Raw genomic sequence first — 15,833 nt, forward strand, 5'->3', positions numbered from 1 at the left:
ATCCGGATGAAGAGAGGGGATAGGTAATGATCAATGTTGTCAGAAGAACAGTGATGGTATGTGTGGCGTGTATCCTTTTGTGTGGCAGTCTGCCGGGTCTTAGTTTTGCAGATACAGCTAATGTGAAGGTGACGATTGATTCCGGCACAGCAGCCATCGACTTCACCTATGGAACGATAAATCTGGCCCGCGGCAACGAAGGCAAGCTGACCGGTATCCGCCATCTGGCGCAGAACAATCTGTGGAATGATGCAGCAGCTTCCGCCGTGTCCGCGAAGAAGGGGCATGTCACTTATGAACACACCTGGGGCTCAGGTTCTTCGCTGGCTGAACTGGAGACGACGGTTGCCCGTAAATATGATGGTACATTGACTGTCAGCCAGTATGCGCAGACTCAGCAGCCCGGCATATCGGGCGTGCAATGGGGATTCATTATCCCGGATACGTATGATCTGATTATTCCCGCACTGGGCGGGATCCGGCTCACTGCCGAATCACCGGACGCCGCCTATGGCTTCTCCCAGTTCACCTACCCCGATGTCTGGGAGGCACAGATGTTTCTTGTGCAGGGGGCGGATGGCGGGCTGCTGGTTCATGCGGATGACAATGCGGCGTACTTCAAAACATTGCATGTGAAGCATGAGAACGGCAGCTTCTATGTAGGGATAGAGACGCAAGCGCCCGCTCCATTTCAGCAGACGACTAAGGCGGCATCCACCGATTGGCGGCTTAAAGCCTACGCCGGTGACTGGGCAAACGGATCGGCGATGTACCGGGATTGGGCAGATGGTGCCTTCGGGTTGTCTGAATCCTCCGCGAACGCACCGGATTGGGCCAAGGATATCGGATTCACGGTGCTGACGGATCTGGAAGACCAGCCGATGCTGGAGGAGCTTGCACAGCGGGTAGATGCAGAGCGGACACTGCTGGTGGTTCCTGGCTGGAGGGCGGACCCCTATGATGTGAATTTTCCCAATTATGAGCCTAAGCCGGATATCGCAGCCAGGATCGATGCCGCCCAGGCGCTGGGATTCCGCGTGATGCTGTATGTAAACATATTCGGAACATCATTTAACAACGAGAATTACACACAGATGCAGCCCTATCAGGTGAAAGATCCGTTCACGCTGGAGCGGAAGCGCTGGGAGTATACCGCAGGCTCGGAACAGATTTCATTCGCCGTTATTAATCCGGCGGCGGAGGCGTGGCGGGAACTCTTCGTTAACAAGATGACTGCCCTGGTGAATGAGGTCGGACCGGACGCGCTGCACCTGGACCAGTCGCTGCTCATGTATAACGATGCCAACGGCCTGATTGACGGCAACAACATGATGCAAGGCAATATCGCCCTGCACCGCGAGCTTAGAGAAGCGCTGCCGGATATCGCCTTGGGCGGGGAGAGCCTGAACGAAATCACGACACGGTATGAGTCCTTTGCGCAGCGCCATGCCTATGGCATCTTCTCCGCGAGCGGAACGTGGGATGACAGCAAAATCAATCAGGTGGTTCCGGCCAGCTCAGCGATTTTTGCACCCTATACGACCATTTACGGTCATCCCGATCATGCGAATCCGATCACGGAGGATTATTTCATGGCCTGGCATAAGGTTGTTCAGAACCGGCTCGGGGCTATTCCGATGCTGACAAGACCCAATCTGGGCCAGATCGCCAATCCTACCCCGCTGATGGAACAATTGCTGGATGAAGCGGCCTGGTACCAGAGTGCACAGCCTACAGCTGATTTCAGCAATATGTCAGATCCCACTTTGTTTGCTTTCAGGACAGCTAATGGCGGCAGTGCCAAATATGTGCGCGATTCCTATGGCGAGAAGCTGACCGCCTACGACGGGAACCCTTCCGGCGGGGGCACCGACATCATGCGTTATTTGTACGGGGCAGAGACCTATCCGTTGCCGGGAAGCATTCCGGGGTGGCTGCTCTATGATGAACAGAAGCTGTTCGGGCTGGACCCGGACAAAACGTATCTGTATTTGAACCAGGTCCGCGATCCCGAGGGATTCCATGTCTATGAGTGGCCGGAGGATGTGGCGCTAAAACGGCTGTCCAGCCGGTCCACCCACACCACCATCGTTATGGACGACAAGCTTCAGTCCGGGGATATAGATCTGCTGAATTACGAAGGACCGGTGAGAGCAGGAGAGGTCCTGGGAGACGGTACTGTCCATACAACCGAAGCCCCGTTCCCTACCACGGGCGGATTCTCCTACTCCTTCCCCGGAGGAGGCACTGTGCAGCACTGGGGCGACCGGATTCTGGCCCATCCGCCTTATGCAGGACAGTGGCAAGGCGGGCATACCTGGCTGGAATTTGACATCAGTCTGCCCGCAGCAGCGGCTGCGAGCTTTCAAGCGGGTGTACAGCTGGGCTCCGAGCAGAACGTTGCGAGCAGTGACGGTGTCACCTTCAAGGTATCCGCTTGGGATAAGGCAGAAGCGCCTGGGGACCGTACGGTGCTAAGTGAAGAGCAGTTCAGCAGAAGTGCCTCACCTACAGCCATGGAGCTGGATTTGTCGGAATTAGCAGGCAAAGAAGTAACCCTCAGGCTGGAGACGCATCCTGGAGTAACGGTGGACAACGATTCTGCTGTATGGGTGGCACCTACGGTAGCCGTTGCAACTTACGGCGGCAACCGCAGCGTAAGCTTCAAGGTGAATAGCCCGCTGCCCTTAACTGTGGTGCAATCCAGCTACGGAGCAGCCTCGTCTGTAAGTCTAGGTAACAATCACTACGAAATTACAGCACCTGCCTCGGGTACGGTGTATCTGCTTCACAACGTGTCTGCTCCTGTACAGCTGCCGTTATCGTTACCCGAAGCTCCATATCATTCGAGCCTGGTGTTCGAGGACGGAAGCGAAAGGCAAGCCCAGTCTCCGTTCGGCGGATTCCCGGGAAGCGGCTCTGTACTCGGCGTTGAGAAGCAGGGGCTGGATGCCCACCCGCCGCAGCACGGGCAGACGCATATTGAATATGCCTTGAATTTGCCCGCAGACACGCAGGCTGTACTGCAGGGATTCGCCGGCATTAAGGACGGATCGGCTGACTCCCAGGGCGCCGGCTTCCGCATAGCGGTGAACGGAACGGTACAGTGGTCGCAGGATATCATGCCGGGTGGGGCCTGGACGCCGTTCAGTATCCCGCTGGCCGAATATGCCGGAACTTCGGTCATCATCACCCTGATCACTGATTCTTTGGGCGACTACGGATATGACAGGGCCTTCTGGGGCCAGCCGGCTCTGATTGTGCAATAAAGAGATCATGCAGAAACCGAATATGAGGGGGAAGCAAAATCATGAGAAAAATTGCCGCTTTATCTATTAGCACCGTTCTTTTGGCCCTGACAGCCTGCAGCTCTCCAGCCAATACTAATACCAAAGACACTGCCAGTTCCAGTGCCGATCCGAAGCAACCCATTGACCTGCGGGTAGGCCGTTATTCCCTGCCCACGTGGGGGTATCCCGCAGGGGATGATTTTGCGAACAACATCTGGTACCGGCATTATGCAGACAAATTCAATCTGAATGTCATACACGAATGGACCGCTCTGCAGAATGAATACAATGAGAAGCTGAATATCGTCATTGCCTCGGGATCAATTCCGGATATCGTCATCGAAGCTTCAACCAACCAGCTGGAGACCATGGTAAAGGCCGGGATGACAGCGGATCTGACTGATGTTTTCGAGGAGCATGCTTCTGATTTGACCAAAGAGATTCTCACCGGTGACGGCGGCCTGGCGATGGATTCGGCCACCTTCGACGGCAAGCTCATGGCCTTGCCTTACACGACCTCGGTCATCTATGAACCCAGCCTGCTGTGGGTGCGGCAGGACTGGCTGGATAAGCTGAACCTGCCTGTGCCGAAGACCATCGATGATGTGATTGCGGTGGCCAAGGCCTTCAAGGAGCAGGACCCGGACGGCAACGGCATCGACGATACCGGCGGGCTGGCATTCAGTAACTGGCTATTCGACGGGATTACCTCCACCACCGGATTCTTCAACGGCTATCATGCCTATCCGCAGAGCTGGCTCAAAGGAGATGACGGCAAGATCACCTACGGCAGTGTGCAGCCTGAAATGAAGAATGCCTTAGCGAAGCTCAGAGAAATGTATCAGGCCGGCCTGATTGATCCGGAGTTCGGCATGAAGGATACGACCAAGGTGACGGAGGAGGTCAGCGGCGGTAAATATGGCATCAGCTATGGACGCTGCTGGAATGTATACATGTACGGTACGGGCCTGGAGGGCCAGCCGGATATGGTCTGGACTCCAGTGGCGGCCCCGAGCGCCGACGGGCAGGATGTGTTCGCCAATGTAGGTACAACCGTGGTGAGCTACTATGCCGTGAACAAAGATTACAAGCATCCGGAGATCCTGGTCCAATTATTGAATGATTACAACGAGATGGCTTACGGTCCGAACCGGAATGATCCCGAGGTCAAGAAATTCTTTGCTTTCGAAAAAGGGCAGACCATTGTGGAACAGGGGCACTTGTCTCTGGCCCGGACCCTTACGACCGATGATGCCACCGTGAAATCTTTGGAATACCTGATCGAAGCCATCGAGAAGCGCGATCCCAGCAAGCTGGATCAGGCGCTGACCGAGACGGGGAAATACGAACCGAGTGTAGCTTATCTGGACGGCAAGGGGACCGGCTATATGGAGTATCACCAGGTCAAAGCCTTCAAAACGATTGTGGAGGGCTATGGCACGGATCGTCTGATTCCCCAGGCTTATGGAGGCACCACGGAAACGATGCTGAACAAGATGGGCATTCTGGGCGATTATGAACGTGAAATTTTCACGAAGATCATCATGGGTGCGGAGCCTATTGACGCCTTCGATACCTTCGTATCCGAGTGGCACAAGCTGGGCGGCCAGCAGATTCTGGACGAGATCAACGCCAGCTTGTGATGAAAGGGGTAGCCTATTGTGAGAGCTTTGCACCTGAAGAGCCGCTTCAGACATGAATTACCGTACCATCTGTTCTTGATACCGGGAATTATTCTGGCTGTTCTATTCTGCTATATTCCGATGATGGGGATTGTCATGGCCTTCCAGAACTTTAGCGTGTTCAAGGGCTGGCTTGCGGGTCCGTGGGTCGGGATGGACAATTTCAAATATATTATTTCCATGCCCCGCTTCGGGCAAGTCATGTATAACACGATCTATATCTCCATTTTAAAAATCGTATTTTCATTGCTTGTGCCCATTGTGGTTGCCCTGTTGCTGAACGAAATGCGCAGCCATAGGTTGAAAAGGGTGCTGCAAACTGCGATGTACCTGCCTTATTTCCTGTCCTGGGTGGTGCTCGGCGGCATCATTCTGGATGTCCTCAGTCTGGAGGGGGTGATTAACAGCCTCATCCAGGCCTTTGGGGGAGAGCCGGTGGGCTTCCTGTCCAGCAACCGGCTGTTCCCCGGTGTACTGGTCACTACTGAAGTATGGAAGAACTTTGGCTTCAATACGATTATTTATATGGCTGCGCTAACCTCCATCAATCCCGATTTATATGAAGCGGCCATGATTGACGGAGCCAGCCGCTGGCGGCAGATCTGGCATGTTACGCTGCCCGGCATCCGGCCCACGATCATTCTGCTGGCTACGCTCAGTCTGGGCAATGTGCTGAACGCCGGGTTTGAGCAGGTATTTATGCTGCTCAATCCGCTGGTTGTCGATTCCGGCGATATTCTGGATACACTGGTCTACCGGCTGGCGTTCAATCAGGCACAGTACAGTGTAGCGACTGCTGTAGGACTGTTTAAATCGCTGGTGTCCGGAGTGCTTATTTCAGTTTCATACTATATGGCTTATAAGTTTGCCGATTACCGCATTTTCTGAAAGGGGGAGCAAGGGTGAAATATCGTTTGAACGGCAGCACCGTGTTCGCAGTATTCAACACAGTATTTCTCATTCTCTTGGGAATCCTCTGCATTGCGCCGATTGTCAATACGTTAGCCATTTCCTTCAGCTCCGCCTCGGCGGTGGCGATGGGGAAGGTACGGTTTTTTCCGTCGGACTTTTCACTGGACGCTTATAAATTTATCGCTACCCGTCCGGAATTTCTAAGATCCTTGGGCGTGGCTGTGATCCGGGTGCTTATCGGCAGCGCCCTGCAGATGCTGGTTACCTTTATTTCGGCTTATCCCCTTTCCAGGGAGAACAGGGATTTCAGCATGCGGACGTTTTATGTATGGTTTTTCATGTTCACCATCCTGTTCAGCGGCGGCATTGTTCCCCTGTACATGCAGGTGAAATCCCTCCACATGCTGGATACCATGCTGGTACTGGTTCTGCCGACAGCCCTGGCGGTCTTCAACATCGTTCTGATGATCAATTTCTTCAGAGGACTGCCCCGGGAACTGGATGAGTCCTTCCGCATAGATGGAGCCGGACACTGGACCATCCTGTGGCGGTTATATTTCCCGCTGTCCTTGCCTGCTTTTGCGACCATCCTGCTGCTGGCTATGGTAGGGCATTGGAATAGCTGGTTTGACGGAATGATCTTCATGAACCAGACCGAGAACTATCCGCTCGCCACCTATTTGCGCTCCATTATTGTCAGCTTCGATTTCAGCAATGTGAGGTCTGAGGATGCCGCACTCCTGGCCAGCATCTCACCGCGCACGACCAAGAGCGCGCAGATCATTCTGGCCACGTTGCCCATCTTGTGTGTATACCCTTTTTTACAGCGTTATTTCGTGTCTGGTCTCGTCCTGGGAAGCGTGAAGGGATAGTTCCAAAAACTATTTACAGTAGGAGAAGTGGATTATGCAGAAAATTGCCAGCGGAATCTTTAAGCTGACCTTCGGAACACCCGAAGAATTTACACCGGTATCAGTATTGAAGCCTGTCACATGCCTCGAAGCGCTGAATGCGCTTGAAGATCATCCGCTTCCCTTTCTTAGGGAGGACATTCAATTTCAGCCTCGTCAAGGCTCGGTATTGCTGGAAATTCCCTTGGAGCCGGAAGAGGAAGTATACGGCCTCGGCCTGCAGCTTAAATCGTTCAGGCAGAGCGGCAGCAAGAAGAAGCTGCGCACGAATTCAGACCCCTCTGCGGATCTGGGCGATTCCCATGCGCCGGTTCCCTTTTATGTAAGCACTGCCGGTTATGGAATTCTGGTGGATACAGCCCGGTACGCCACCTTTTTCAGCGGAGGGTGCAAGAGAGTTGGCAGCAAGCAGGATCTGGAAGGCTTCGAATCGGCAGGCACCGAGAAGGGCCACTGGGAAGTGAAAAAAGGAAGCGGCAATATGCTGGTGGACATCCCCGCGGCGCAAGGAGTAGATATTTATGTTTTTTGCGGCGGGGATATGAAGGACGCGGTCTGCCGCTATAATCTGTTCAGCGGCGGCGGGGCGTTACCGCCGATGTGGGGATTGGGTATGATGTACCGTGCCGACTGGCATGCGGATCAGGAGGATGTCCTGCAGCTGGCCCGGCAGATCAGAGAAGATGAAATGCCCTGCGACATGTTTGGCCTGGAGCCCGGCTGGCAGACGAACGCCTACTCCTGTACCTATGTGTGGGACAGCAACAGATTTCCGGATGAGAAAAAGCTGATCCAGGATCTTAATGGCATGGGGTACCGGCTCAATCTGTGGGAGCATGCGTATGTGCATCCTGATAGTCCTGTCTTCCCGGAGCTGAAGCCTTATTCGGCCGACAGCTATGTATGGGACGGTCTGGTGCCGGATTTCACGCAAGCTGAGGCCCGGAAAGCCTTCACGGACATCCATCAGCCCTTCATTGAGGCCGGGTTGTCAGGCTTCAAGCTGGATGAATGCGACAACGGCGATTATATCGGCAACTGGGGTTTTCCCGATTTCGCCCGTTTTCCGGGAGGCGCGGACGGTGAGCAGATGCACAGCTTATTCGGCCAGCTCTATCAGCAGACGATGCTCGCCCCGTTCAAGGCAGCGGACCGCCGGACCTATGGACAGGTGCGCGCTTCCCATGCGCTCGCTGCGCCCTATCCCTATGTACTGTACAGCGACCTGTACGACCATGAAGACTTCGTACGGGGGCTGGCCACAGCGTCCTTCTCAGGTCTCCTCTGGTCGCCGGAGGTCCGCCAGACAGCTACGAGGGAGGAGCTGCTGCGCCGGATTGGCGCTGTGATTTTCTCGCCTCTGGCGGTGCTTAACTGTTATATGATTCCTTCGCCACCATGGAAACAATTCGATCATGACAAGAACCATGCCGGTGAATGGCTGGAGGATTGGCCGCAGCTGGCGCAGCAATGCAGAAAGCTTATGCAAATCAGGATGAGTCTCATTCCGTACCTGTACGCCGCATTTGGCAGATACCGCCAGCAGGGGGTACCGCCTATACGTCCCTTGGTGATGGATTACCCGGATGACCGTGAGGTGCTGGATTGCTTCGATCAGTTCATGGTGGGAGAAGATCTTATGGCTGCTCCTGTTGTCTACGGCAACGGCAGCACCCGTCAAATTTACTTGCCCGAAGGACGCTGGTACGAATGGCTGACCGGGGAGTGGCTGAGCGGCGGACAATGGGTTTCGCGCCAGGTTGCAGAGGATGAAGTGCCTCTATATATCAAGCGCGGCGCGCTGATTCCTTGGGCAGAGCCCGTTCTGTGTGTCCGGGACGACACCGTTTTTAATGTAGAGCCTGTTCTGTACGGTGCGGAAGCAGGGGAATGCTCGCTTTTATGTGATGATGCAGTCAGCTATGCGGTGATTACTGAGAGCCTGCCTTTTGCCCGGATACAGGTAACTCAAGCAGGTGGTCTGAGCATAGAGGATCAGAAGAAAATCTCTGAGCGCTATAATCTAGCCGGTGTGAAATACGTCCCGGATGGGGAGAGGGGCTGAATCGGGGACATGGCCGTCGATCTCATAGGCCTGGATATCGGGTCAACAGGCACGAAATGCCTCATCATGGCTCCAACGGGCGAGGTGCTGGCCCAGGCATACAGGGAATATCCCATGGAATCGCCGGAAAGCGGCTGTTATGAGCTGAATCCGCAGCGGGTATGGGAAGCGGTTGTAGCTGTGATAAGTTCCGCAATGAACAAGTATGACAGGCCGCCTGCCATGCTTGCCGGCCTGTCCGTTTCTTCCTTTGGGGAGGCTGCCGTTCTACTCGACAGCGGGGGATGCGTGCTTGGAAACAGCCTGCTGTATATTGACAAGCGGGGAAGCGGGCAACTGGAGGTTTTGGTGGAGCATATCGGAGAAGAGAATATCATTGGCAAGACGGGTCTTCATCCCCATCCGATGTACACCCTCTCCAAATTGATGTGGTACAGGGAAGAGCGGCCGGACATTTATGAGCGGCTTCATACCTTTCTGCCGTTTGGATCATTTATTCTCTATAAGCTGGGTGCAGGACCGGTAATCGACTATTCGCTGGCGTCCAGAACGATGGCCTTTGATGTCCACCGGCTTGAGTGGGATGAAAATATTATCCGGGCGGCACGGTTACAGACGGGCATATTTCCCCGGGCGCTGGAGCTTGGATCACGACTGGGCCGGATTTCACCCGCAGCGGCTGAGGCGCTGGGGCTGCCTGTGCACCTCCAGCTGGTGCTCGGCGGACATGACCAGGTATGTGCCACCATAGGCGCGGGAATTACGGAAGAAGGCTCGGCGGTGGACGGCATCGGTACCGTAGAGTGCATCACGCCGGTCTTCCATAAAATGCGGGTCAATGACAAGGCGCTTGCTGCCAGCAAGCTGGCACTGGTTCCTTATATCCAGGGGAGTTATACCACCTATGCCTTTAATTTCACCGGAGGCTCCCTGCTCAAGTGGTACAGGGACCAGTTCGGTTATGAAGAGAAATGTGCGGCAGATGAGTCCGGCCGGAGTGTCTATGAGATTATGGGCGAGAGCGCCGGAGAAGGTCCCACGGACATCTTGGTACTTCCGCATTTTGCCGGCTCAGGCACTCCATACATGAATCCGGCTGCGGTTGGGGTCATCGCGGGCTTGAATTTCAACACCACGAAGGGTGAACTGTACAGAGCCTTGATGGAAGGCGTCACCTATGAGATGAGGCTCAATCTGGATTGCCTGGAGCAGGCGGGTATGAGTATCAGGGAACTAAAAGCCTGCGGCGGCGGTGCCAAGTCCGCCCTGTGGCTGCAAATCAAGGCGGACATCATGAACAGGGCCGTCATCGCCCTTGATATCGAAGAGGCAGGTATTCTCGGAGCGGTTATTCTGGCCGGGGTGGCGCTGGGAGTGTTCCCTTCCTATGCAGAAGCTGCCCGCTGTTTGGTGAAGGCGGGCACTACCTTCTATCCCTGCCCGGAGAACCGCAGGCACTATGACGAGAATTACGCCAAATATAAACGGCTGTATCAAGCAGTGAATAACGTCATGTCGAACCCATAGGAGATGCTGAAGAATGCCATTAGTGACCCTGAAAGAGTTAATGAAGGATGCCGAAGCCAAACGTTATGCCGTCGGCGCGTACAATGTGATTAATTTGGAGATGATCCGGGGAATCATTGCCGGGGCTGAGGAGGCGCGCTCACCGGTCATTCTGTCCTTTGCGGAAGTACATATTCCGCTTGTTCCGCTGGAGGTGATCGCTCCCATTATACTGGCGGCTGCGAGGCAAGCACGGGTTCCCGTTGCAGTACACCTGGACCACGGCCAGGATCACGAAATTCTGATCCGGGCGATGCAGCTCGGCTTCTCGTCGGTGATGTTCGACGGCGCGCATCTGCCGCTGGCCGAGAATATCCGCCAGACCAATGAGATCAGCAAAATCGCCAAGGCGCTCGGCGTTTCAGTAGAGGCTGAGCTTGGCAAGATTCTGCGTCCGGAAGGCGGCGGAGACGAGGAAGAGATAGAAGAGTATGATCCGGACGATGTTTACACCAATCCCCAAGAAGCACAAACCTTTATTGCACATACTGATGTCGATGCGCTCGCCGTTGCTTACGGGACCGCGCACGGTGTTTATCTGACAGAACCGGTTCTGGATTTTGAGCGGTTGAAGCTCATCAAAGAGCTTACCGGCCTGCCGCTGGTGATGCATGGCGGGTCTGGACTGGATGAAGCCGCCTATGTAACTTCCATACAGTGCGGCATCCGCAAGCTTAACTATTATTCCAATATGGCGCATGAAGTGGCCAATACCCTCCAGGCAAAATTGGCGGCCAACAGCGCGCAGCAGCACAAAAGCTATTATCATGACATATCCAGATGGGCTATGGAAGCAGTGCAGCAGGATATTGTGCGCACGATGAGAATTTTCGGGAGTGCCGGACAAGCATGAGGCTTGCCTTCCCGGGTGCAGGAGGAATGGTGGTATGGCAAGACTTTATGGCAGAGAATGGACCCGGCGCGAGCTGGAGGCCAGAGTTGGCCGGATAGAGCAGCTTGCGGGAGTGCAGCCCTTTGTAATGAGAGAAGGGCCGGAGGCCGGTCAGGAAGTGTTCCGTGTGCGGACCGGCTCTGGCCTCTCCTATTGGGTGCATCCCGGCAAGGGAATGGATATCTCTTTGGCTGAATTTTGCGGGATTCCGGTTAGCTGGTCTGCCGCCAACGGCGATCCCCATGCCGCTTATTTCAGGGATGAGGGGAATCACTGGCTACACACGGCTTCCGGCGGGTTGCTGATGACTTGCGGATTATCACAAGCAGGTGCAGCTGGCCAGGACGAATACGGAGCTTATGGATTGCATGGACAAATCCACCATACGCCGGCACGCCAGGCCTCGTATCAGGCGGAATGGCAAGGCAATGAATATGAATTGCGCCTGCGGGGAGTCGTGGAGGAAACATCTATTTTTGGACATAAGCTGCGGTTGACCCGCACGATTACAAGCAGGCTTGGAGAGAACAGCTTGCAGCTTAGCGATATTGTGGAGAATACAGGGTTCACACCTGCCCCGCATCTGATGCTGTATCATTTCAACTTTGGTTTTCCGCTGCTTGCGGAGGATACCAGGATCATCTTGCCGGAGCGTAACAGTGTTCCGCGAGACGGCAGCATGGAGATGTCGCGGATAGATGAATGGCAGGCGCCGGATCAGAGTTTTAAGGAACAAGTGTATTACCATGAGCCCTTGGAACGGCAAACGTACATTTGCGCACAAATCAGCAGCCCTTCTTTTCCTGTCCCCGGCTTATCCTCTTCATCGGGAGGCCTGACGGTAGAGCTGAAGTGGGATCAGCGGACGCTGCCCCGACTGGTGCAGTGGAGAATGCCCGGAGCAGGTGAACATGTGCTGGGACTTGAGCCGTCCAATTGCTGGACACGGGGGAGAGCGGAAGAACGCGAAGCAGATTCGCTGCAACTGCTGGAGCCTGGAGAAGCCGTTCATTACGGGATTGAAATGAAATTCAAAACGAACTGAACTAACGGAGGAATTAGATATGCTGCAAGCTAAGCCATATGTATTCTGGTTTGTAACAGGGAGCCAAGGTTTGTACGGAGAGGATGTACTTGAGCAAGTAGAAGAGAATTCCAGGAAAATGGTGGAGGAGCTAAACCGCGAAGGAGGCCTTCCGTATCCGATTGAGTTCCGCGAAACCGTCACGGCTCCGGAAGCGATTCTGCGGGTTTGCCTTGAAGCCAATTCCAGCGGGACCTGCGCAGGGGTGATCACCTGGATGCACACCTTCTCGCCGGCCAAAATGTGGATCTCGGGGCTGGCCCAGCTGCGCAAGCCGCTGCTCCATCTGCATACCCAATACAATATTGAGATTCCCTGGGACAGTATTGATATGGAATTTATGAACTTGAACCAGGCGGCGCACGGTGACCGTGAGTTCGGGTTCATCGGCGCCCGCCTGCGCATGCCCAGAAAGATTATTGCAGGCCACTGGAAGGATGAAGAGGTACGTGCAAGAATCGGAGGGTGGATGAAGACGGCGGCGGGCTATACCGGGAGCCAGACGATGAGAATCGCCAGGTTCGGTGACAATATGCGTGATGTCGCGGTGACAGAAGGCGATAAGGTGGAGGCGCAAATCAAGCTGGGGTGGACGGTCAACGGTTATCCGGCCGGCGATTTGGCTGAACGGGTTCGGAGTGTAAGTGATGCCAAGCTGCGTACGCTGATGGATGAATACGCCGAATTATATGACTTTACGGATCAGGGTCGCGCCGATGGCGCTGAACGGGAAGCCATTCGTGAACAGGCGCGGATGGAGATTGCGCTGAGCGAATTTTTGGAGGAGGGCGGGTATACAGCGTTCGTGACCAGCTTCCAGGACCTGCATGGACTGAAGCAATTGCCGGGGCTGGCGGCTCAGCGGCTGATGGCGGCAGGCTACGGCTTCGGCGGTGAAGGCGACTGGAAGACGGCCGCGCTGGTACGGATGATGAAGATTATGGCCGGTAATCAAGGGACCTCTTTCATGGAGGATTATACGTATCATCTGCAAAAGGGCAATGAACTGGTACTGGGTTCCCATATGCTGGAGATCTGCCCGTCCCTGGCTGCGGACAGACCAAGGATTGAAGTGCATCCCTTGTTTGTCGGCGGCAAGGAAGCTCCTGCGCGTCTAATATTTAACGGAGCCAGCGGCAAAGGAATCAATGCCACACTGGTGGATATGGGCGACCGGTTCCGCCTGATCGTCAATGAAGTGAATGCCGTACAGAATGAACATAGAATGCCTCATCTGCCGGTAGCGCGTCTCCTCTGGCAGCCGGAGCCGTCCTTGACCCGTGCATCGGAAGCCTGGATTCTGGCCGGGGGTGCACATCACTTCGCCTTTTCCTTCCATACAACAAGTGAACAGCTCCGGGATTGGGCGCGCATGGCAGGAATCGAGTGTCTCGTCATCGACGCCTCCAGTACCTTTACCTCACTCGAAAATGAGCTGCGCTGGAATGACCTGTATTACCGGTTGAATCATTAGACGGAGTAAGCTTCATCCGTCAAGACCCGCTTCCTGCCACAATCAGCAGGTGCGGGTCTTTTGCTGCATATATCTCCCTCAATCGACAAGCGCATTGAATTGTAAGGCCGTCTACCCTATAATTAAAAACGTTATCCGGGCGCTTTAGCCCTTTAAACAGGAGGGATATTCATTATGAGCATCACCGTCAAAGATGTGCAGCATGTGGCCAAGCTGGCCCGCCTGCAATTAAGCCCGGAAGAAGAGGCTACCTTCACCGAACAAATGAATGCTATTTTACAATATGCCGAGAAGTTGAATGAGCTGGATACCGAGAACGTTCCGCCGACCACCCATGTGCTGCAGGTCAGCAATGTGATGCGTGACGATGTGGTGAAGGAGAGCCTGACCCAGGAGGCAGCCCTGCTTAACGCACCTGAAGACGAAGAAGGACATTTCAAGGTTCCCGCTGTTCTGGAATAACCCCATACCTGAGAGGAGGAAGCAAGTTGAGCCTGTTTCAATACCGATTACCTGAAGTACATAACATGCTGAACACCAAAGCGGTCTCGGTCAGTGAGCTGACCGAGGAATCGCTGTCCGTCATTGCAGAGCGTGACAGCAAGGTTCATGCCTTTTTGACACTGAATGAAGAGGGGGCCCGTGCTAAGGCGCGCGAGCTTGATGACAAGCTGGCAACCGGTGCTGCAAGAGGGCTGCTGTTCGGATTGCCTGCCGGTATTAAGGATAATATCGTGACCCAAGGTCTGCGCACCACCTGTGCCAGCCAGTTCCTGGCCAATTTCCAGCCAATCTATGATGCCACAGTAGTCTCCAAGCTGCGCCAGGCCGATGCGATAACGATCGGCAAGCTGAACATGGACGAGTTCGCCATGGGCGGCTCCAATGAGAATTCCAGCTTTGGCGCTGTGCGCAATCCATGGGATCTGGAACGTGTTCCCGGCGGTTCGAGCGGCGGTTCGGCAGCAGCGGTTGCAGCCGGGGAAGTCTTCTTCACTCTCGGCTCAGACACAGGCGGCTCCATCCGCCAGCCAGCCTCCTATTGCGGAGTGGTCGGCCTCAAGCCTACGTATGGCCTGGTCTCCCGTTACGGACTTGTCGCTTTTGCTTCCTCCCTGGATCAGATCGGTCCGATTACCCGTACTGTGGAGGATTCCGCATACGTCCTGCAGGCAATTGCCGGTTATGATGCCCAGGACTCCACTTCGGCGAAGGTCAGCATCCCGGACTACCTGAGCTCACTCACCGGTGATATTTCCGGTCTGCGCATTGCTGTGCCGAAGGAGTACATCGGCGAAGGCGTGGAGGCTTCGGTCCGCGAGTCGGTGCTGTCAGCGCTTAAGGTGCTGGAAGGTCTTGGCGCCGTGTGGGAAGAGGTCTCGCTTCCGCATACCGAATATGCCGTAGCCGCTTATTATCTGCTCTCCTCCTCGGAGGCTTCTTCCAACCTGGCCCGCTTTGACGGTGTCCGTTACGGGACGCGTGTGGATGATGGAGGCGGATTGCTGGATCTGTACCATAACTCCCGCAGTCAAGGCTTCGGTCCTGAAGTCAAACGCCGGATTATGCTCGGCACCTATGCGCTCAGCTCCGGATATTATGATGCTTATTATTTGAAGGCGCAGAAGGTTCGCACCTTGATTAAGCAGGATTTCGATGAAGTGTTCAAGAAATATGATGTCGTGATCGGGCCGACTGCGCCAACCACAGCCTTTAAGCTGGGCTCACAGACTGAAGATCCGCTGACCATGTATTTAAATGATATCCTTACCATTCCTGTGAGTCTGGCGGGTATTCCTGCCATCAGCATCCCTTGCGGCTTCGCGGAAGGCCTGCCTGTCGGCTTGCAGATTATCGGCAAGGAGTTTGATGAGAGTACGGTACTGCGCGTTGCGCATGCCTTTGAACAGCATACAGAGCATCACAAGGCCCGCCCGCAACTGTAGCTTGAAGTAGT

Annotated in this window: 11 protein-coding genes; all 11 read left to right on the top strand. The window is 54.8% G+C overall.

Annotated elements, in window-relative coordinates:
- The first annotated feature begins 26 nt into the window (after nt 1-26).
- The 11 genes from MKY96_RS01180 (at nt 27) to gatA (ending at nt 15,822) form a co-directional block, all read left to right on the top strand.
- Complete coding sequence (locus MKY96_RS01180) at nt 27-3,269, top strand: DUF6259 domain-containing protein (RefSeq protein ID WP_340938045.1); 3,243 nt, start codon at nt 27-29, stop codon at nt 3,267-3,269.
- Between the two features lie 41 nt (nt 3,270-3,310).
- Nucleotides 3,311-4,933 (top strand): extracellular solute-binding protein, encoded by a 1,623-nt coding sequence (locus MKY96_RS01185; RefSeq protein WP_340938046.1) that lies wholly within the window; start codon nt 3,311-3,313, stop codon nt 4,931-4,933.
- 18 nt (nt 4,934-4,951) lie between these two features.
- Complete coding sequence (locus MKY96_RS01190) at nt 4,952-5,860, top strand: ABC transporter permease (RefSeq protein WP_340827593.1); 909 nt, start codon at nt 4,952-4,954, stop codon at nt 5,858-5,860.
- A 14-nt stretch (nt 5,861-5,874) separates the two neighbouring features.
- On the top strand, nt 5,875-6,756 hold the full coding sequence (locus MKY96_RS01195; RefSeq protein ID WP_340938047.1) for a carbohydrate ABC transporter permease: 882 nt from the start codon (nt 5,875-5,877) through the stop codon (nt 6,754-6,756).
- A 34-nt stretch (nt 6,757-6,790) separates the two neighbouring features.
- The gene (locus MKY96_RS01200; protein ID WP_340938049.1) at nt 6,791-8,860 is read left to right on the top strand and encodes a TIM-barrel domain-containing protein; all 2,070 of its coding nucleotides are present in this window, start codon (nt 6,791-6,793) and stop codon (nt 8,858-8,860) included.
- A 9-nt stretch (nt 8,861-8,869) separates the two neighbouring features.
- Entirely contained in the window at nt 8,870-10,387 is a 1,518-nt protein-coding gene (locus MKY96_RS01205; RefSeq protein WP_340938050.1) for an FGGY-family carbohydrate kinase, read from the top strand.
- Nucleotides 10,388-10,400: 13 nt separating this feature from the next.
- Nucleotides 10,401-11,279 carry a class II fructose-bisphosphate aldolase gene (locus MKY96_RS01210; RefSeq protein ID WP_340938051.1) on the top strand — a complete coding sequence of 293 codons (879 nt, stop codon included), beginning with the start codon at nt 10,401-10,403 and terminating at the stop codon, nt 11,277-11,279.
- Between the two features lie 34 nt (nt 11,280-11,313).
- Complete coding sequence (locus MKY96_RS01215) at nt 11,314-12,363, top strand: aldose 1-epimerase family protein (RefSeq protein ID WP_340938053.1); 1,050 nt, start codon at nt 11,314-11,316, stop codon at nt 12,361-12,363.
- A 19-nt stretch (nt 12,364-12,382) separates the two neighbouring features.
- Nucleotides 12,383-13,876 (top strand): L-arabinose isomerase, encoded by a 1,494-nt coding sequence (gene araA, locus MKY96_RS01220; RefSeq protein ID WP_340938055.1) that lies wholly within the window; start codon nt 12,383-12,385, stop codon nt 13,874-13,876.
- A gap of 174 nt (nt 13,877-14,050) precedes the next feature.
- On the top strand, nt 14,051-14,338 hold the full coding sequence (gatC, locus tag MKY96_RS01225; RefSeq protein ID WP_340751676.1) for an Asp-tRNA(Asn)/Glu-tRNA(Gln) amidotransferase subunit GatC: 288 nt from the start codon (nt 14,051-14,053) through the stop codon (nt 14,336-14,338).
- A gap of 26 nt (nt 14,339-14,364) precedes the next feature.
- Nucleotides 14,365-15,822 (top strand): Asp-tRNA(Asn)/Glu-tRNA(Gln) amidotransferase subunit GatA, encoded by a 1,458-nt coding sequence (gatA, locus tag MKY96_RS01230; protein ID WP_340938057.1) that lies wholly within the window; start codon nt 14,365-14,367, stop codon nt 15,820-15,822.
- The last annotated feature ends 11 nt before the right edge of the window (nt 15,823-15,833 follow it).

It is taken from the genome of Paenibacillus sp. FSL R7-0302 (genome assembly GCF_038006885.1).
Lineage (GTDB): Bacteria > Bacillota > Bacilli > Paenibacillales > Paenibacillaceae > Paenibacillus_AQ.

What these genes read in the sequence shown, in the direction of transcription:
- MKY96_RS01180 (WP_340938045.1), top strand. Translation starts at nt 27, where the DNA reads ATGATCAATGTTGTCAGAAGAACAGTGATGGTATGTGTGGCGTGTATC.
- MKY96_RS01185 (WP_340938046.1), top strand. Translation starts at nt 3,311, where the DNA reads ATGAGAAAAATTGCCGCTTTATCTATTAGCACCGTTCTTTTGGCCCTG.
- MKY96_RS01200 (WP_340938049.1), top strand. Translation starts at nt 6,791, where the DNA reads ATGCAGAAAATTGCCAGCGGAATCTTTAAGCTGACCTTCGGAACACCC.
- MKY96_RS01205 (WP_340938050.1), top strand. Translation starts at nt 8,870, where the DNA reads ATGGCCGTCGATCTCATAGGCCTGGATATCGGGTCAACAGGCACGAAA.
- MKY96_RS01210 (WP_340938051.1), top strand. Translation starts at nt 10,401, where the DNA reads ATGCCATTAGTGACCCTGAAAGAGTTAATGAAGGATGCCGAAGCCAAA.
- MKY96_RS01215 (WP_340938053.1), top strand. Translation starts at nt 11,314, where the DNA reads ATGGCAAGACTTTATGGCAGAGAATGGACCCGGCGCGAGCTGGAGGCC.
- araA (WP_340938055.1), top strand. Translation starts at nt 12,383, where the DNA reads ATGCTGCAAGCTAAGCCATATGTATTCTGGTTTGTAACAGGGAGCCAA.
- gatC (WP_340751676.1), top strand. Translation starts at nt 14,051, where the DNA reads ATGAGCATCACCGTCAAAGATGTGCAGCATGTGGCCAAGCTGGCCCGC.